Genomic DNA, 16,310 nt, shown 5'->3' with positions numbered 1-16,310 from the left:
GCCCTGCATGGCGATATGTCGCGCGAACGACTAGGTTGCGGCCATGAACATGCACGTCCCCGCCCCCTCGCCCGAACGCCGCCCCATCGCGGTGCGGCTGGCGACGCCGCGCGGTTTCTGCGCCGGGGTGGACCGGGCGATCCAGATCGTCGAGCGCGCGATCAAGAAATACGGCGCGCCCGTCTATGTGCGGCACGAGATCGTGCACAACCGCCATGTCGTCGAGCGGCTGAAGTCCATGGGCGCGATCTTCGTCAAGGAGCTGGACGAATGCCCGGACGACCGGCCGGTCGTCTTCTCGGCGCACGGCGTGCCCAAGTCGGTTCCCGCCAACGCCCAGGCGCGACAACTGCTGTTCCTCGACGCCACCTGCCCCCTGGTGTCCAAGGTCCATGTGGAGGCGGAGCGTCATCATGACGCGGGCCGCCATATCATCCTGATCGGCCACGCCGGCCATCCGGAAGTGATCGGCACCATGGGTCAACTGCCGCCGGGGGCCATCAGCCTGATCGAGACCGAGGCCGACGCCGAATCGTTCGAACGGCCCGGCGACGCCCCCCTGGCCTATGCGACCCAGACCACCCTGTCGGTCGACGACACGGCGGGCATATTGAAGGTGCTGAAGCGGCGCTTCCCCGAACTGCCCGACCCGCACAAGGAAGACATCTGCTACGCCACCACCAACCGCCAGGACGCGGTCAAGGTGCTGGGCGAAGGGTGCGAGCTGGTGCTGGTGGTCGGGTCCAAGAACTCGTCCAACTCGGCCCGGCTGGTCGAGGTGGCGATGCGCGCCGGCGCCCGTGACGCCCGGCTGGTCGACGACGCCTCCCAGGTGGACTGGAGCTGGTTCGACGGGGTCCAGACGGTGGGCGTCACCGCCGGCGCCTCGGCCCCCGAACCGCTGATCGCCGCCCTGGTGGACGCCATCGCGGAACGGTTCGACGCCACCGTCACCGAGGACGGGGGGGCGCGCGAGACCGTGACCTTCAAGCTGCCTCGGCTGCTGACGACCTGACGCCCCTCTATCGATCCCGCCTAGCGTTCCTCGCCGACAAAGTCCTGCGCGAACTCCGGCGCGTCGTTTTCGTTCGTCAGACTGTCCTCGTCGACGTCCGCGCCTCGTCCGGGATCCGGCAGTTCAAAGCCGACGGGCAGCGACAGGTCCAGCAGGCCCGCCGCCTTCATTTCCTGCACGCCCGGCAGGTCGTACAGGGTCGCCAGGCCGAAATGTTCAAGGAACCGATCTGCGGTGGCGTAGGTGACGGGCCGACCCGGCGTCCGTCGGCGCCCGCGCAGACGCACGAACCCCATCTCCAGCAGCAGGTCCAGCGTGCCCTTCGACAGGGTGACGCCGCGCACGCTCTCGATCTCGGCGCGGGTGACGGGCTGGTGATAGGCGATGATGGCCAGGGTCTCCAGCGCGGCCTTGGACAGGCGGCGGGGCTCCTCTCGCTCCTCGGTCATCATGAAGGCCAGATCCGCCGCCGTGCGGAACCGCCAGCGGTCGGCGACGCAGTCCAGCTCCACGCCCCGCCCCTCGTATCGGGCGCGCAGACCCGACAGGGCGCGGGCGACGTCGGCGCCTTCGGGCAGACGGCCGGCGATCTCGGCGGCGCTCAGCGGCCCGGCGGCGGCGAACAACAGCGCCTCGACCCGGCGCTCGATCTCGCCATCGTCGGGTTGGAAGGAGAGGTCGCTCACGGCGTCAGCTCCAGCGGATGTCCGCCTCCCCGGCGTTTCAGATACAGATCCGCGAAGGGCGCCGTCTGGCGGATGTCCATGGCCCCCTCCTTCACCAGCTCCAGACTGGCCGACAGGGTCGAGGCGGTATAGCTGGCCTGGCTGGGGCCGTCCGGGTCTTCGGGATGGGGCGCCACCTGGTCCAGCGGGGTCCAGTCGGCCAGGCGCGGCATGATCTCGCGCAGCCAGTCGCGCGCCGCCTCCAGCGGAAAGGCCTCGACCCGCTGGCCGGGCGAATAGCGCCGCCCCTCCTCGCGGCGGCGCTGTGTCACATAGGCGCTCATCAGGTCATACAGGCTGGCGTCGATCCGGTCGGAGGGGACGATCACCGTCGCCTGGGGATCGCCGCGGGTGAAGACGTCGCGCTTCAGCTGGGGCCGCGCCAAAAGCTGGTCCACCGCCTTGCGCATGGCCTCCAGCTTTTGCAGCCGGAAGGCCAGGGCGGCGGCCATGGCCTCGGCCGGCGGCTCCTCGCCCTTGTCCTTTTCGGTGCGCGGCAACAGCAGGCGAGACTTCAGATAGGCCAGCCAGGACGCCATCACGAGATAGTCCGCCGCCAGGGCGAAATTCCTGCGCCGCGCTTCGTGCACGAAGGCCAGATATTGTTCCGCCAGCCGGGTGATCGACAGTTTCAGCAGATCAACCTTCTGAGTCCGCGCCAGGGCCAGCAGAACGTGCAGCGGCCCCTCGTAGCCGTCCAGATCGACGACGAAGGCCTCGCGCTCCTCGACCTCGGCGGCGGCGCTGAAATCAAGATTGGGCTGAAAGGCGTCGGTCATCCTTGTCGGCCTACCGCGCTTCGCGCGGCTTGGGGCCGATCGGGTCCAGGCGGCTCATGCCTGCGCCTCGCCCACGTCCGGCCCCTTGGCCGCGTCCATCTTGCCCGCCATCGCCCGGAAGAAGCGTTTATGCCCCGCGACAGGATCAAGGGGTTCGGGACTGCGGACGATCCGCGCCATAGCCGCCTCGGCCCTGGCCTTCGCCTTGCCCTTCAGCTTGCCCGTCGCCTCGGCCACGGCCTGCATCTCGGCCATGTCGCCGTTGCAGTGAAGTACGATGTCGCAGCCCGCCTTCAAGGATTGATGCGCCCGCTCGCCCAGGGATCCGCTCAGCGCCTGCATCGACAGGTCGTCGGTCATGATCAGGCCGGAAAAGCCCAGATGCTCGCGCATCATCCGCACGGCCTTCTTCGACTGGGTCGCCGGGCGCTTCTTGTCGACGGCGGTGAAGACGATATGGGCCGTCATCGCCCAGGGCATGTCGGACAACGCCTTGAACGGCGCGAAGTCCCAGGCGTCCAGGGTGTCGAAATCAGCATGGACCGTCGGCAGGTCTTTGTGACTGTCGGCGAAGGCCCGGCCGTGGCCCGGCATATGTTTGATACAGGGCAGCACCCCCCCGGCCAGCAGGCCCTCCGCCGCCGCCCGGCCCAGCAGGGCGACCGTCGCCGGGTCCTGGCCATAGGCGCGGTCGCCGACGATATCGTGGGACCCGGGCACCGGCACGTCCAGCACCGGCAGCAGATCGACGTTGATCCCGACCTCGCGCAGATCGTGCGCCATCAGCCGCGCGCCCAGGCGGACCAACTCGCGCGCGTCCATCGGGTCGTTCGACGCCTTCAGATAGGCATTGCCCGGCGGGTATTTGGCCCAGTGCGGCGGCCCCATCCGCTGAACCCGGCCGCCTTCCTGATCGATCAGGATGGGGGCGTCGGCGTCGCCGATGGCGGCCCGCAGTTCGTCGGTCAGGGCCCGCACCTGTTCCGGCGTGTCGATATTGCGCCGGAACAGGATGAAGCCCCAGGGCCGCGCCTCGGCGAAGAAGGCGCGTTCCTCCTCCGTCAGCCGGTGGCCCGAACAGCCGTAGATGGCGGCGGAGGTCACCGAACGATGCAATCCCGTCCAGCGGCCTTCAGGGCGTTGCAGAAGGCGACCGCCCGCTCGCGCGACAGGCCCGAGAAGGTGGTGCGGTACAGGGTTGAACCGCTGGACGAGGTGACTTCGGTCACCCGCTTCTGGGCGCCCGAGGCGTACTGGCCGAAGCGACCGGCGACGGCGGCGTATTCGCGGTCGGCGATCTCGGTGGAGGAGAAGGCGCCGATCTGGACCGAGGCGGAACCCGTGGCGGCGCCGGCGGCCGGCGCAGGCGTCGCCGCTGCGGGGGCCGGGGCGGCCGGACGGGGCGCAAGGGCGGCCGGGGTTGCAGCCGGGGCGGCCTTGGCCGGCGGCAAGCCCTGTCCGGTCGGGGCGGCGGCGGGCGGCGCGGCCGGACGCGGCTGGGGCGCCTCGGGCGGCGGGGTGAAGGTGACGGGCGCGTCGGTCGTCTCGGCCTCGTCGCGATAGACCCGCACCCCGTCGGCCGGATCCACCGGCTGGGCGTCCACGGGCGGGGCGGTCTTCATCTCGCCGACGGGCTGGCCCACGGCGGGCGGCGCGTCGGTCGAGGCGCGCATGCCCGAACGATAGAAGAAGATCACGGCGATGATCAGGACCAGCAGGACCACCGCGCTGATGATCAAAGTCACCGGCGGCGCCTTGCCCCCGCCCGAGCCGACATTGCGGCCGCTGCGCGGATCATAGGAGTTGCGACGGAAGGGCAGGTCGTCGTCGGTCGGGGGCGTATAGGCGCCCCGGCCCGGTCGGTTTTCGTCATCGAAAGACATGGTCGCACTCCGCCGTGGGTCCGGCGCTGCGAATCGGCGCGCCGAATAATGAGTTTAACGCCCCGCCGCCGTCTTTCGAATCACAGATCGAGGGCCAGGTCGAGGCTGAACAGTTTCTGGTGGACTTCTATGGCGTAGCGGTCGGTCATCCCGGCGATGTAATCGCACACCGCGCGCGCCCTTTGGGTCCGGTCTTCGGTGGCCGCCGGCACGGCCCACTCCGGCGGCATCACCTCCGGCTCGGCCATGAACAGCTCGAACAACTGCGACAGCACCCGCCGCGCCTGGCTGCGGGTTCGGTTGACCCGGTAATGGCGATACATCCGTTCGAACAGGAACTTGCGCAGGACGGCCAGGTCCGCGTGCATGGACCGCGAGAAGTCCACCATGGTCCGTGTCGCCGTGCGGACATCCTCGGTCGAGCCGATCCGGTCCTCTTCCAGTCGCCGCGCCGTCTCGGCCAGGACGTCCTCGACCATGACTCCGATCATCCGCCGCACGGCCTCGATCCTAAGCATCCGGTCGTCGATGGCGGGCCAGTCGCGCCGCACCTCGGCCAGCATCGGCCCGATCAGCGGCACCTGGTCCAGATCCTGAAGCGTGATCAGCCCCGCCTGCACCCCGTCGTCCACGTCGTGGTTGTTATAGGCGATGTCGTCGGCGATGGCCGCGCATTGGGCCTCCAGCGAGGCGAAGGTGCCCAGACGCAGGTCCCAACCCGCCTCCCCGCCCGTCCGATACGGCCGCACCACCGACCAGGCCGGCTCGTCCAGCCGGTGCGACACCGGGCCGTTGTGCTTGATGACCCCCTCGACCGTCTCCCAACTCAGGTTCAAGCCGTCGAACTGCGGATAGCGGTTCTCCAGCTCGGTGACGACGCGGAAGCTCTGGACGTTGTGGTCGAAGCCGCCGTGGTCGGTCATCTGGATCACCAGTTCGTCCTCGCCGGCGTGGGCGAAGGGCGGGTGGCCCAGGTCGTGGGCCAGGGCCACCGTCTCGGCCAGGTCGTCATCCAGCCGCAGCGCATGGGCCAGCGACCGGGCGATCTGCGCCACCTCCAGCGAATGGGTCAGGCGGGTGCGGTAGTGGTCGCCCTCGTGCGCCACGAAGACCTGGGTCTTTTCCTTCAGGCGGCGGAAGGCGGTCGCATGGATGATCCGGTCGCGGTCGCGCGCGAATGCCGTGCGGGTCCGGCTGGGCGGCTCGAAGAAGCGGCGCCCCTTGGTCAGATCGGCGCGTTCGGCGTACGGGGCGAGAGGTGTCTGGCTCAAGTCATCAACTTTGAGGCTGCTTTGATGCGGGCGGCCCTTTGCGAACGCCCTTGCGCGCCTCATATAGACAGCTGTGAGCACCGTCCAATCCACAGAACCGTCCACACCCGCCTTCAGCGTCGCCACGCGCGCGCCGGAAGGCATTGTCCTGGCCGCCAGCGCCGCCAAACGCCTGGCCAAACTGGGCGCGGCCGAGGGCAAGACCCTGATGCTGCGCGTCGCCGTCGATGGCGGCGGCTGTTCGGGCTTCCAGTACCGGTTCGAACTGGTCGAGACGGCCGAGGACGACGACCTGCGAATCCAGGCCGACGGCCAGACCGCCCTAATCGACCCGGTCTCGGTCCCCTTCCTGAAGAATTCCGAGATCGCCTATGTCGACGAACTGGCCGGCGCCCAGTTCGTGGTCCGCAATCCAAACGCCGCCTCCAGCTGCGGCTGCGGCGTCAGCTTCTCGATCTGAACCCGGTCAGCGTCGGCGTCGGATCAAGGCCCAGACGGTGACGATCACGGTCGAGGCCAGCAGGGTCGAAAAGACCGCATCCCAGACGCCGTCTCCCAGCAGGGCGCCGATCAGCCCCGTCAGGCTGAGCACGAAGACCGCGACGGGCGCGCCGAAGATGGCCAACAGATTCAGGTCCTTGCGGCTCATGCCGGTTTCCGCCGTCCCTTGACCAGCCAGAGGTAGAGGCCGGACCCCAGGATGACCATGGTCGCCAGGTCCAGCAGCGCCCACAGGATTTTCAGCCCCAGCCCGCCATAGTCGCCGAAGTGCAGCGGCTGGGACAGCGACAGGGCCTTCACATACCAGGGCGTCGGAGCCACGGCCGCCAGCGCCCCGGTCCGGGCGTCGATCAGGGCCGGCGTGGTCAGATGGGTCGTCAGCGGCGTGTCGCCGTGGAAGAAGACGGCGTAGTGGTGGTCGGTCGAATAGTCGGTGCCCGGGAAGGCGACGAACTGCAGCGTCTTGCCCGGCAGCGCCTGTTTCGCCCGCTCCACCGCCGCATCCAGCGAGGCTCGCTCGCCGGTCGGCGCCGGGGCGTCATAGGCGACGGTCAGTTCCTTCAGCGCCGTGTTCTTCCAATAGGCCAGGATCGGCGTGGCCAGGGTGTTGACCACGCCCGTCGCCCCCACGACCAACAGCCAGGCCGCGGCCACCACGCCCAGCAGGTTGTGATAGTCCAGCCACCGCGTCCGCGCCGCCTTGGCTGCGCGCACCGTGCCGAACGGCAACCGCCGCATGAAGGGGGCGTACAGCACCACCCCCGACACCACCGCCACGACCAGCATCAGGCCCATCAGCCCCAGGAACAGCATGCCCGGCAGGCCCAGGAACATGTCGGTGTGCAGCTGAAGCAGGAACTCCATCACCGGATGGCCCGCCACCGGCGGGGCGACCGCGCCGCTGGTCTGGTCGATCGGCTCGAAGCTGTAGGCGCCGGCCGGACCGTTCGGATCCACGCTGGTGACGTTCACCACCGGCCGATCCTCGTCGAAACTCATGAAGGCGGGGACCTCGCCGGGATGAAGCGCCAGGCCTGCGGCCAGCACTTCGTCCAGGCTCAGCAGCGGTCCGTCTGGATTGGCCGGCGTCCACGCCTGCTCCAGCAGGACCTCTTCGATCTCATGGGAAAAGACCAGCGGCAGGCCCGTGACGCACAGCATCAGCAGGAAGAGCGTGGAGACCAGGCTCGACCATTTGTGCGTCCAGGACCAGGCGCGGATGGTCCGCGTCTTCATCCGATCAGAATTCCGCCGAGACCGACAGGCGGAAGGTGCGCGGCGCGCCCAGGGTCAGATAGTTCGAACCCGGATAGCCCCCGACGGCGACCCACTGGTCCTCGTCCGCGAGGTTCTCGACCCGCGCCCGCACCGTCAGATCCTTGCCGCCGGCGACGAAGGCGTAGCGCAGGCCGGCGTCGAACCGGGTCCATTCTTCCAGCTCCAGCGTGTTGGTCGCATTGGCGGGCTGCGCGCCGGTATGGACCGCACGGCCCTCCAGCGTCAGGCCGCTGACCATCGGCACGTCCCATTCGACATTGGCGTTGATCTGGAAGTCCGGCACGCCGATGGCGGATTTGCCCGCGTTGGCCGCAGTCAGCGAGCGGTTGATCTCGGCCTCCAGCCAGGTCGCCCCGCCGATCAGGCGCAGGCCCGAGACCGGCTCGCCATAGACGGTCAGTTCGACGCCCTGGTTCTCCTGCTCGCCGCCGTCGGTATAGACGCCTGTAGGCCGGGCGCCCGTAACGGGATCTCCGTTGGATGTGATCGAGACCAGCGCGCTGGGCAGGGTCGTGCGGAAGACGCTCAGCGTGCCGCCGAACGAACCCGAGTCATACTTCAACCCGATCTCGGCCTGTTCGGCGCGGAACGGGTCTAGTACTTCGCCACCATTGGTAACCGTGACGGGAACGGCGACATCTCCCCAGCCTGCCACGACTGCATTAGCCAGCATGGGGGCTGTCTTTCCAGGCACCAGAGCTTCGGCGTAGTTAGCGTACAGCGAGATCTTGTCGCTGGGCTTATAGACTAGGGCAAAGGCTGGAGTGGTTGCGTCGCCTTTGTAGCCCGACCCAAAGGCGCCGGTGACATAATTGTATGAACTCGTCTGGATCTCTTGATAGCGAACCCCAACTGTCGCTAGCAGACGACCATCCAGAAGCGACATCACGTCAGCAATAGCGACGCTAGAAGTCTTCGAACGCTCAGTCACCTGCGGGTCGTTCATGTCGCCACCACCATCATAGTAGCTGGTCGGAGCTGAAGCGAAGGTGGGAGTGTACAAATTCCAGGAAACAGTGGTGTCGGAATAAGTGTAGGCGTTGCGTGACTTCAGTTGCACCTGCGAAGCCGAGGCGACCAAACGGTGTTTGAGCGGCCCGGTCGTCACGTCGGCTCGAACGCCGACGTCGCCCGACCAGACGGTGTCTTCTCGAATGTTGTCAAAACGGGCTGCGTTTAGATTCCCGTCAGCATCTACACCCGGATTAGCCAGGCTATTGTCTTCCTTGCCCTGACGACCGCCGAAGGCCGCCCAAGCTGTGACCTTGTCCGACAGGTCGAACTCGCCGCGCACCGCGCCGAACAGTTGCTCCTCGTCGGTGTAGGTCCAGCGCTGCGCGAAGTTCTTGTCGGCCGACGGGGCGTCAGGGATGGCGGCCCCCGGCGTCACGCTGGGACGCGGCGCGTCGATGCGGTGGTCCTGCCAGCCCAGGTCGGCCGAGAAGCGGGCGCGCTCGCCCCGGCGGTCCAGGCCCAGGCCGACGACGCGCAGCTGGCCGTTCTCGTTCTCCACCGAGCCCTCGCCGTCGCGGCTGACCAGATTCAGGCGAACGCCCCATTGGTCTTCTGCGCCGAAGCGACGGGCCAGATCGGCGGCGGCGTAGATCTCGTCATTGCCCGACACCCCGGCGGTCAGACGCGTCAGGGGTTCGCCGGCGCGCTTGGGCGTCAGGTTGAAGGCCCCGCCCACGCCCGACCCGCCCGGCGCGGCGCCGTTCAGAAAGGCGCTGGCGCCGCGAAACACCTCGACCCGCTCGATCAGTTCGGCCGCCACGAACTGGCGCGGCAGCACGCCGTACAGGCCGTTGTAGCTCATGTCGTCCGAGAAGACCGGGAAGCCCCGGATCACATACAGCTCCTGGAAATTGCCGAACCCTTTGGACACCCGCACCGTCGGATCATTCTGCAGCACGTCGCCGATGCCGCGCGCCTGCTGATCGCGGATCAGCGCCTCGGTGTAGTTGCTGGTCGAGAAGGGCGTGTCCATCACGTCCAAATTGCCCAGCAGGCCGACCCGGCCGCCTCGCGCCACCTGCCCGCCGGCATAGGCCGAAGTCAGTCGCACCTGCGATCCCGTCACGACGATCTCGTCCAGTTCGGCAGGCGCGGACGGCGCCTCCTGCGCCAGGGCGGGCGCGGCGACCGCGAGAGCCAGCAGGCTGGCGGCGCAGGCGAAACGGCGGGTCGGGCGAGTCATGAATTGCAACATATTCTCAAAATCAGCGAGTGGCGGCTGCATACGCCCCGATGCGATTGCTTTGCAATGGCGAACGCCTTCTCGTGGCCGCGCGTCTTGCCGCACCCGACTTGCAATTAGCTATCTCCCTAATTATGGTGAAACCTATGAACGCCCTGTTCAAAGCCCTGTCGCATCCGGTGCGCCGCCGCATCATCGCCATGCTGCGCGCCGGTCCCCTGGCGTCGGGCGACATCGCCGCCGGCTTCGACATGAGCTGGCCGACGATCACCGGTCATCTCAACGCCCTGAAGGAGGCCGGCCTCGTCAGTCCCGAGCGCGAGGGCCAGACCATTCGCTACCGGCTGGAGATCTCGGCGGTGGAAGAGGCCATGGCCTTTCTGATGGACATCGCCGGGACGGGCGAGACCGCCCAAGTCCTGCCCGTGGCCCAAAAGGCGCCCCGTCGATGAAAGACCGCCTGTCGCTGCTGGACTATCTGACCCTGGCCGTCTTCGCGCTCCAGGCGGCCTTCGCCCTGCATGTCGGCCTCAACGGCCCGACCACGCCGATGCCGATGCACTGGAACGGCCAGTTCCAGGTGGATCGGTGGGGCAGCCGGGTCGAGTTCGCGACCTTCCTCGGCGGCATGACCCTGATCGGCTTCATCGCCACAGCCGGTCTGGGCCTGGCCGCCCTGCGCGCCGTGTCGGAAGGCGACGCCTCGGGCGGTCGTTCCTTGCGGATCGGCCAGGGCATAAGCCTGTTCGTCTTCACCGTCATCGGCCTGCTGATCAGCTGGACGGGCCTGGGCGACGCCACGATCGAGACCGGGCCGGTGGTGACCATGGCGGGGGTGTCGCTGATCCTTCTGGTCCTGGGCGCCTTCCTCGGCCGGGTCGCGCCCAATCCGGTGGTCGGGGTCCGCACGCCCTGGAGCTACAAGAGCCGCCTGGCCTGGGACCGCTCCAACCGACTGGCGGGACGCCTGTTCTTCCTGCTGGGCCTCATCGGTCTGATCGCCGCACCCGTGGCGCCCCAGCCGCTGGGCGCCCTGTCGCTGACGGGGGCCGCCCTGATCGTCGCCGCCCTGTCGGTGTTCGAGAGCTGGCGCGTCTGGCGCAGCGATCCCGACCGCCAGCCCTTCTGAACCTCATCCGCCCCAGATCCGACACGGAGACTCCATGTTGATGCTGACCCTCGCCCTGCTCGCCGGCCCGGTCTCCACCGAGATCGCCCTGCCCGCCCAGCCCGCCCCCCTGCACGGAACCCTGCTGGCGCCCGACACCGCGACCGCCGTCGCCGTCATCCTGCCCGGCTCCGGCCCGACGGATCGCGATGGGAACAGCCCAATCGGCGTTTCCGCCTCGACCTACCGCCTGCTGGCCGAGGGACTGGCGGCGCAGGGAATCGCCACGGTCCGCATCGACAAGCGGGGTATCGCCGCCAGTGCTGCAGCGGGTCCCGCCGAGACCGATCTGCGCTTTGACGCCTATGTCGCCGACGCCCGCGCCTGGGCCGACGAGGCCGCCGGCCGCGCCGGCAAGCCCTGCGCCTGGCTGATCGGCCACAGCGAGGGCGCCCTGATCGCCCTGAAGGCCGTCGAGGGCGGCGACGGCCCCGAATCCAGCAAGGTCTGCGGCCTGATCCTGCTGTCCGGCGCCGGTCGTCCGGCGGGCGCGGTCATCCGCGAACAACTGGCCGCCCTGCCCGAACCAATGAAGGCCCAGGCCTTTTCCGCCCTGACCGAACTGGAAGCCGGCCGCACCGTGGCCGATACGCCGCCCGCCCTGGCGGCCCTGTTCCGTCCCTCGGTCCAGCCCTATCTGATCTCGTGGCTGCCTCTGGACCCCGCCGTCCTGATCGCCGCTTACGGCGGCCCCGTCTTCATCGGCCAGGGGACCGCCGACATTCAGGTCGGCGTCGCCGACGCCCAAGCCCTGGCCGCCGCCGCCGCCGCCGCCGCCCCGCAGGCGACGCTGAAACTGTGGGACGGCGTCAATCATGTGCTGAAGACCGCCCCCGCAGACCGGGCCGCAAACATCGCCGCCTATTCCAACCCCGACCTGCCCCTGGCGCCCGACGTGGTCGAGGATGTGGCGGCCTTTATCCAGGCCCGAACGCCGCACTGACGGCTTGCGGCGACAACAGGTCTGGAGCCCGGGCGTCCGCCTCCCTATCTTGGCGCCATGCCCATCGCCCGCCTCTCCTCCCGCGCCCTCATCTCAATCACGGGCGAGGAGGCCCGGCCCTTCCTGCACAATCTGTTGACCCAGGATGTGGAGACGCTGGGCGACGGCGAGCTGCGGTTCGGCGCCCTGCTGTCCCCGCCCGGCCGGCTGCTGTTCGACCTGTTCATCCTGGGCGAGGCCGAAGGGGTTCTGCTGGACGTGGCCGCCGAGCGCCGCGAGGCCCTGATCCAGCGGCTGTCGATGTACAAGCTCCGCGCCAAGGTCCAGGTCGCCGCCGACGACCGCCCGGTCTTCGCCGCCTGGCCGGACGCCCCCGCCGGCTTCATTTTTGACCCCCGCACGCCCCTGATGGGCGGCCGCCTGTACGGCGAAGCGGCTGCGGACGCGACCGAGGCCGACTATGACCAGCACCGCCTCTCGGTGGGCGTCCCCGATCCGACCGCCGACGCCCCTCAGGACAAGATCTATCCGATCGAGGCCGATTTCGACCTGCTGAACGGCATCGACTTCCAGAAGGGCTGTTTCGTCGGCCAGGAGACCACCTCGCGCATGAAACGCCGGGGCGCGATCAAGAACCGTATGCTGGCCATCGACTTCGACGGTCCCCCGCCCCCCTTCGGCGCTGAGGTTCTGAAGGGCGAACTGCGCGCGGGCGAGGTGCTGTCGGGCCGACAGAGGTCGGATGGCGGGGGCTCGGCCATGGCCCTGTTGCGCATCGACCGTCTCGACGGCGACCTGACCGTCGAGGGCCGCCCGGTGCGCTTGCGCAAACCCTCATGGATGGGCCAGGACGTCCTCCCCGCATCAACCGACTGAGACCCTCCCATGAAGATCGCCGACCAGATCGTCCTCGTCACCGGCGGCGCACGCGGCGTCGGCGCGGCCGCCGTCCGCGCTTTCGCGCGCGAAGGCGCCCGCGTGGTGATCAACTGGCGCGCCAGCGGCGAGGCCGCGACCGCCCTGGCGGCCGAGATCGGCGACCGCGCCATCGCCCTCCAGGCTGACGTGACCGACCGCGCCGCCGTCGACGCCCTGGTCGCCGCCGCCCAGGCCCATTTCGGCGCCCCCGTCACCACCGTCGTCAACAACGCCCTGGACTACAGTTTCAACGGCGACGCACGGTCGCAGATGACCGACATCGCTTGGGACGATCTGGCGGCCCAGTTCTCGACCGTGGTGCGCGGCGCCCTGAACACCATCCAGGCCACGGCGCCGGGCATGGCCGCCAGCAAGTTCGGCCGCGTCATCAACATCGGCACCAACCTGTTCCAGAACCCGGTCGTGCCCTATCACGACTACACCGCCGCCAAGGCCGCGCTCCTGTCACTCACCCGCACGGCGGCTGGCGACCTGGGCCCCGACGGCATCACCGTCAACATGGTCTCCGGCGGCCTGCTGCGCACCACCGACGCCAGCGCCGCCACCCCGGAAGCCGTCTTCGACTTCATCGCCGGCATGACCCCGCTGCGGTCGGTGACGACGCCGGTGGAATTCGCCGACGCCGTCCTGTTCTTCGCCTCGCCCTGGAGCCGGGCGGTGACGGGTCAGAACCTGGTGGTGGACGGGGGTTTGGTGCGCGACTGAGCCGCAAGACCTTCCCCCGCTTGCGGGGGAAGTGTCAGGTCGTGGCGCGAAGCGACACGCCTGACGATGGGGGAAGTCCTCTTTCTGAGTAAGACTTCCCTCTCCGACCCTGGTCCGCTGCGCGGACGCCGGGCCACCTCTCCCGCAAGCGGGAGAGGGTCGCGCCCCTTCCCCCTCATCGAACAAACCGGCAACATCGCTAGATGACAGACTCACACGCCTCGAGCCGCTGCGGCTGGTGCGGGACCACAGACCCGCTCTACATCGCCTATCACGACACCGAATGGGGCGTACCGGAACGCGACCCCCGCGCCCTGTGGGAGAAGTTGGTCCTCGACGGCTTCCAGGCCGGCCTCGCCTGGATCACCATCCTGCGCAAACGCGAAGGCATCCGCGACGCCTTCGACGGTTTCGACCCCGAGATCGTCGCCCGCTATGACGAGGCCGACATCCAGCGCCTGCTGGGCGACGCCCGCATCATCCGCTCGCGCGCCAAGATCAACGCCGCCATCCGCGGCGCCCAGATCTGGCTGGAGATGCGCGACAACGGAGAGGACTTCTCCGAATGGCTCTGGTCCTTCGTCGGCGGCGAACCGATCCACACCCCCTTCGCCGACTTCCGCCAGGCCCCGACCCAGACCGAACAGTCCGTCGCCATGGCCAAGGCCCTGAAGAAGCGCGGCTTCAACTTCTGCGGCCCGGTCATCGTCTACGCCTTCATGCAGGCCGTAGGCATGGTCAACGACCACCAGACGACCTGCTTCCGTCACGCCCAGGTTCGTGCGATGGCGGGCCATGGCTAAAGCCCCCGCGAATCCGAAAGCCTTCCCCACCCTGGCGCTCGAGACCGTGCTGATCCAGCGCGTCAACGGCCCCGTCTGCGGCGTGGACGAGGCGGGGCGCGGGCCCTGGGCGGGGCCGGTGTCGGCGGCGGCGGTGATCCTGAACCCCGACGATCTGCCGCCGGGCATCGACGACTCCAAGGCCCTGACCGAAAAGCGCCGCGCGGCGCTGGAGCCCGAGATCAAGGCCCGCGCCGTCGCCTGGGGCGTCGGATTTGCCTCGGTGGAGGAGATCGAGGACCTGAACATCCTGCACGCCACCGGCCTGGCCATGTGTCGGGCGGTGGAGCAGTTGGCGGTCCAGCCGGCGGCGGCTCTGGTGGACGGCAATTACCGGTTCAGACTGCCGTGCGAAATACAGACTGTGGTCGGCGGCGACGGCCTCTCCCTGTCGATCGCAGCGGCGTCGATCCTGGCGAAGACGGCGCGCGACCGGCTGATGATCGATCTGGACGCGCAGTATCCCGGCTACGGCTTTGCGCGGCACAAGGGCTACAACGCCCCCATTCATCAGGCGGCGTTGAAGACACTGGGTCCGTGCCCCGCCCACCGACGCGGCTGGTCGCCCATCAGGGCTTTGCTGGAACAGGTCTGAAGCGCGGAACCGCGCGTCAGATGTGCATGAAGCCGCCGAGCAATGCGCCCATCAGGGCAGCGACGGCGGCGCCCGCCAACATCATCATCCAGTGGGGCGGCTGCCCCAGGCTGGGCTCCACGTCATCCTGAGCGGTCTCGACCGCCACCGGCTCGCGCCGTCCATACCGTTCGGCGTTGTGGGTATAGATGCGCGACGCCAGCCGGTCCGACGAAATCTCTATGACCGGTTCAGCCGAAATCCACGACTTCGGCTCGGGCGCGGACCGCAGGCGGTAATCCTCTTCGCGCGTGGAGGCCGGGGTGTGAGAGACGAGCGGTTGCATGTCTCTTCAACGACACCGGCTGTGTCGGGTTCCCGACAGAGTCTGCCAAAACCCATTTGTAATCAGGCGGCCACGGGAAGCTCGACCGGCCGATCCGTCACGACGAACAGGTGTTCGACGTTCTTCAGCCGGCCCACCTGGCCCACCTTGACCCCCTTGGGATTATGGATGCCTATCCGGGCGCCGACATAGCGGGGGTGGGCGATTTCAACCACCTGAACATGGCCGCGCGACGACAGCATCTCGACCAGGTCGGCCCGGCTCAGATAGCCTTCGTCGTTGAAACTGACGATCAGGTTGGGGGCGCGCAACCGTTCGATCACGGACCGCAGGGCCGGGCCGATGCCGGGCCGGCTGTTGAAGGCGCTCTTGCGCGTCCTCACGTCCACCCGCTTGTTGGCGACGCCGTAGGTTTCCGGCCGGTCCCACAGGACCAGGCTTTCCCAGCAATGGTAATTGCCCAGATAGGAGTGCTGGTTATAGGGCGGGTCGAGATAGACGAGGTCCGCCTCCACCTGTTCAGCCATTTCGACCGCATCCCCCTGGGTCGCGCGACAGACGCCGCCCACTGAAGGCAGGATATCGGGCATGCGCAGTTCAAGCGGCTTCAGCGCGCGCGGGGCCCACTGTTTCATATAGGCCATCTGAACCCCGGCGGTGGAATCCACCCGGTCGGCCGCCTCCATCAGGCTGACCAGGGCGACGGCCTTCAGTTCGGGCTCCAGACCCATGGCCTCGATCCGGTCGCGCATGGCGTCGATGCGCGCGCCATTGTCCGGGTGAAAATACCGGGCGTCGTGGCAGAAGGCCTGGGTGAACCAGCCGGCCTGGGGCGTGACCGCCCGCAACTCGCCCAGCACCGTCTCCGCCCGCTCGACCCAGCGCTCGCGATCCGCCTGGACATAGGCCGTCGCCAGGATGTGCGCATAGGCGTTGTGGTCGTTGGACCAGACCTGGAACCCCTGCTTCTTCAGGGCGTGACCCACGCGGGCCGTGCCGGAAAACAGGTCGCAGACCTGGCCGCCCTGCGGCAGAAGGCCCGCGACCACGCCGGTCACATGCCCCAGCAGGGCGCGCTTGGAGCCGATGTATTTGATCATTCGGGCCGCCGATTCATCAGCGCACAGTAGCGTTATAGTTCGCC

18 protein-coding genes and 1 pseudogene are annotated in these 16,310 nt (G+C 68.4%); 9 read left to right on the top strand and 10 right to left on the bottom strand.

From position 1 onward, the window contains the following. The first annotated feature begins 43 nt into the window (after positions 1 to 43). The gene (gene ispH / locus GYM46_RS12765) at positions 44 to 1,015 is read left to right on the top strand and encodes a 4-hydroxy-3-methylbut-2-enyl diphosphate reductase (RefSeq protein ID WP_008261647.1); all 972 of its coding nucleotides are present in this window, start codon (positions 44 to 46) and stop codon (positions 1,013 to 1,015) included. Between the two features lie 20 nt (positions 1,016 to 1,035). Here ispH and scpB read toward each other — a convergent pair whose 3' ends face one another. From scpB to GYM46_RS12740, 5 genes are all read right to left on the bottom strand, one after another. Continuing rightward, positions 1,036 to 1,701: an SMC-Scp complex subunit ScpB gene (scpB, locus tag GYM46_RS12760; protein ID WP_008262461.1), complete on the bottom strand. Its 666-nt coding sequence runs from the start codon at positions 1,699 to 1,701 to the stop codon at positions 1,036 to 1,038. Beyond that, positions 1,698 to 2,519, bottom strand: a complete 822-nt coding sequence (locus GYM46_RS12755) for a segregation and condensation protein A (RefSeq protein WP_008260826.1) — start codon at positions 2,517 to 2,519, stop codon at positions 1,698 to 1,700. The genes scpB and GYM46_RS12755 overlap by 4 nt, the downstream gene beginning before the upstream one ends. 54 nt (positions 2,520 to 2,573) lie before the next feature. Further along, positions 2,574 to 3,623 (bottom strand): beta-N-acetylhexosaminidase, encoded by a 1,050-nt coding sequence (gene nagZ, locus GYM46_RS12750; RefSeq protein WP_008259475.1) that lies wholly within the window; start codon positions 3,621 to 3,623, stop codon positions 2,574 to 2,576. Further along, on the bottom strand, positions 3,620 to 4,402 hold the full coding sequence (locus tag GYM46_RS16960) for an SPOR domain-containing protein (RefSeq protein ID WP_008258912.1): 783 nt from the start codon (positions 4,400 to 4,402) through the stop codon (positions 3,620 to 3,622). The genes nagZ and GYM46_RS16960 overlap by 4 nt, the downstream gene beginning before the upstream one ends. An 80-nt stretch (positions 4,403 to 4,482) precedes the next feature. Beyond that, entirely contained in the window at positions 4,483 to 5,673 is a 1,191-nt protein-coding gene (locus tag GYM46_RS12740) for a deoxyguanosinetriphosphate triphosphohydrolase (protein WP_008264115.1), read from the bottom strand. Positions 5,674 to 5,815: 142 nt separating this feature from the next. Here GYM46_RS12740 and erpA point away from each other — a divergent pair, with 142 nt between their 5' ends. After that, positions 5,816 to 6,133, top strand: a complete 318-nt coding sequence (erpA, locus tag GYM46_RS12735; protein WP_039245694.1) for an iron-sulfur cluster insertion protein ErpA — start codon at positions 5,816 to 5,818, stop codon at positions 6,131 to 6,133. 6 nt (positions 6,134 to 6,139) lie between these two features. On the opposite strand, the gene GYM46_RS12730 is transcribed toward erpA, so the two are convergent. The 3 genes and pseudogenes from GYM46_RS12730 to GYM46_RS12720 all read right to left on the bottom strand — a co-directional run bounded on the left by GYM46_RS12730 (position 6,140) and on the right by GYM46_RS12720 (position 9,649). Then, positions 6,140 to 6,322, bottom strand: a complete 183-nt coding sequence (locus GYM46_RS12730) for a hypothetical protein (protein ID WP_008260908.1) — start codon at positions 6,320 to 6,322, stop codon at positions 6,140 to 6,142. After that, a pseudogene (locus tag GYM46_RS12725) lies at positions 6,319 to 7,505 on the bottom strand (PepSY-associated TM helix domain-containing protein). Before GYM46_RS12725 ends, GYM46_RS12730 begins: the two are co-directional and overlap by 4 nt. Beyond that, entirely contained in the window at positions 7,415 to 9,649 is a 2,235-nt protein-coding gene (locus tag GYM46_RS12720; RefSeq protein ID WP_040349704.1) for a TonB-dependent receptor, read from the bottom strand. Before GYM46_RS12720 ends, GYM46_RS12725 begins: the two are co-directional and overlap by 91 nt. 146 nt (positions 9,650 to 9,795) lie before the next feature. Between GYM46_RS12720 and GYM46_RS12715 the strand changes: the two genes are divergently transcribed. From GYM46_RS12715 to GYM46_RS12685, 7 genes are all read left to right on the top strand, one after another. Continuing rightward, positions 9,796 to 10,101: a metalloregulator ArsR/SmtB family transcription factor gene (locus tag GYM46_RS12715; protein WP_008263350.1), complete on the top strand. Its 306-nt coding sequence runs from the start codon at positions 9,796 to 9,798 to the stop codon at positions 10,099 to 10,101. Further along, entirely contained in the window at positions 10,098 to 10,778 is a 681-nt protein-coding gene (locus GYM46_RS12710) for an SdpI family protein (RefSeq protein ID WP_008258852.1), read from the top strand. The genes GYM46_RS12715 and GYM46_RS12710 overlap by 4 nt, the downstream gene beginning before the upstream one ends. A 34-nt stretch (positions 10,779 to 10,812) precedes the next feature. Further along, the gene (locus GYM46_RS16955; RefSeq protein ID WP_008259298.1) at positions 10,813 to 11,760 is read left to right on the top strand and encodes an alpha/beta hydrolase; all 948 of its coding nucleotides are present in this window, start codon (positions 10,813 to 10,815) and stop codon (positions 11,758 to 11,760) included. Between the two features lie 57 nt (positions 11,761 to 11,817). Further along, the gene (locus GYM46_RS12700; RefSeq protein ID WP_008261580.1) at positions 11,818 to 12,636 is read left to right on the top strand and encodes a YgfZ/GcvT domain-containing protein; all 819 of its coding nucleotides are present in this window, start codon (positions 11,818 to 11,820) and stop codon (positions 12,634 to 12,636) included. A gap of 9 nt (positions 12,637 to 12,645) precedes the next feature. Next, on the top strand, positions 12,646 to 13,404 hold the full coding sequence (locus GYM46_RS12695; RefSeq protein WP_008263650.1) for a 3-oxoacyl-ACP reductase: 759 nt from the start codon (positions 12,646 to 12,648) through the stop codon (positions 13,402 to 13,404). Positions 13,405 to 13,607: 203 nt separating this feature from the next. Next, positions 13,608 to 14,207: a DNA-3-methyladenine glycosylase I gene (locus GYM46_RS12690; protein WP_008262559.1), complete on the top strand. Its 600-nt coding sequence runs from the start codon at positions 13,608 to 13,610 to the stop codon at positions 14,205 to 14,207. Further along, on the top strand, positions 14,200 to 14,841 hold the full coding sequence (locus GYM46_RS12685; RefSeq protein WP_008263979.1) for a ribonuclease HII: 642 nt from the start codon (positions 14,200 to 14,202) through the stop codon (positions 14,839 to 14,841). Before GYM46_RS12690 ends, GYM46_RS12685 begins: the two co-directional genes overlap by 8 nt. A gap of 16 nt (positions 14,842 to 14,857) precedes the next feature. On the opposite strand, the gene GYM46_RS12680 is transcribed toward GYM46_RS12685, so the two are convergent. After that, a complete protein-coding gene (locus GYM46_RS12680; RefSeq protein WP_008263567.1) occupies positions 14,858 to 15,166 on the bottom strand; it encodes a hypothetical protein in 309 nt (102 codons plus the stop codon). A 62-nt stretch (positions 15,167 to 15,228) separates the two neighbouring features. Continuing rightward, positions 15,229 to 16,266: a DNA adenine methylase gene (locus tag GYM46_RS12675; protein ID WP_008258884.1), complete on the bottom strand. Its 1,038-nt coding sequence runs from the start codon at positions 16,264 to 16,266 to the stop codon at positions 15,229 to 15,231. Positions 16,267 to 16,310 lie beyond the last annotated feature (44 nt).

This window comes from Brevundimonas mediterranea, from assembly GCF_011064825.1.
GTDB lineage: Bacteria > Pseudomonadota > Alphaproteobacteria > Caulobacterales > Caulobacteraceae > Brevundimonas > Brevundimonas mediterranea_A.
The sequence above is the reverse complement of the archived record's forward strand: the minus strand, read 5'-3'. Positions and strand labels throughout refer to the sequence as shown.

What these genes read in the sequence shown, in the direction of transcription:
- GYM46_RS12700 (WP_008261580.1), top strand. Translation starts at nt 11,818, where the DNA reads ATGCCCATCGCCCGCCTCTCCTCCCGCGCCCTCATCTCAATCACGGGC.
- GYM46_RS12685 (WP_008263979.1), top strand. Translation starts at nt 14,200, where the DNA reads ATGGCTAAAGCCCCCGCGAATCCGAAAGCCTTCCCCACCCTGGCGCTC.
- GYM46_RS12755 (WP_008260826.1), bottom strand. Translation starts at nt 2,519, where the DNA reads ATGACCGACGCCTTTCAGCCCAATCTTGATTTCAGCGCCGCCGCCGAG.
- GYM46_RS12730 (WP_008260908.1), bottom strand. Translation starts at nt 6,322, where the DNA reads ATGAGCCGCAAGGACCTGAATCTGTTGGCCATCTTCGGCGCGCCCGTC.
- GYM46_RS16955 (WP_008259298.1), top strand. Translation starts at nt 10,813, where the DNA reads ATGTTGATGCTGACCCTCGCCCTGCTCGCCGGCCCGGTCTCCACCGAG.
- GYM46_RS12680 (WP_008263567.1), bottom strand. Translation starts at nt 15,166, where the DNA reads ATGCAACCGCTCGTCTCTCACACCCCGGCCTCCACGCGCGAAGAGGAT.
- ispH (WP_008261647.1), top strand. Translation starts at nt 44, where the DNA reads ATGAACATGCACGTCCCCGCCCCCTCGCCCGAACGCCGCCCCATCGCG.
- GYM46_RS12690 (WP_008262559.1), top strand. Translation starts at nt 13,608, where the DNA reads ATGACAGACTCACACGCCTCGAGCCGCTGCGGCTGGTGCGGGACCACA.
- GYM46_RS12720 (WP_040349704.1), bottom strand. Translation starts at nt 9,649, where the DNA reads ATGACTCGCCCGACCCGCCGTTTCGCCTGCGCCGCCAGCCTGCTGGCT.
- GYM46_RS12710 (WP_008258852.1), top strand. Translation starts at nt 10,098, where the DNA reads ATGAAAGACCGCCTGTCGCTGCTGGACTATCTGACCCTGGCCGTCTTC.
- GYM46_RS16960 (WP_008258912.1), bottom strand. Translation starts at nt 4,402, where the DNA reads ATGTCTTTCGATGACGAAAACCGACCGGGCCGGGGCGCCTATACGCCC.
- GYM46_RS12675 (WP_008258884.1), bottom strand. Translation starts at nt 16,266, where the DNA reads ATGATCAAATACATCGGCTCCAAGCGCGCCCTGCTGGGGCATGTGACC.
- GYM46_RS12695 (WP_008263650.1), top strand. Translation starts at nt 12,646, where the DNA reads ATGAAGATCGCCGACCAGATCGTCCTCGTCACCGGCGGCGCACGCGGC.
- GYM46_RS12715 (WP_008263350.1), top strand. Translation starts at nt 9,796, where the DNA reads ATGAACGCCCTGTTCAAAGCCCTGTCGCATCCGGTGCGCCGCCGCATC.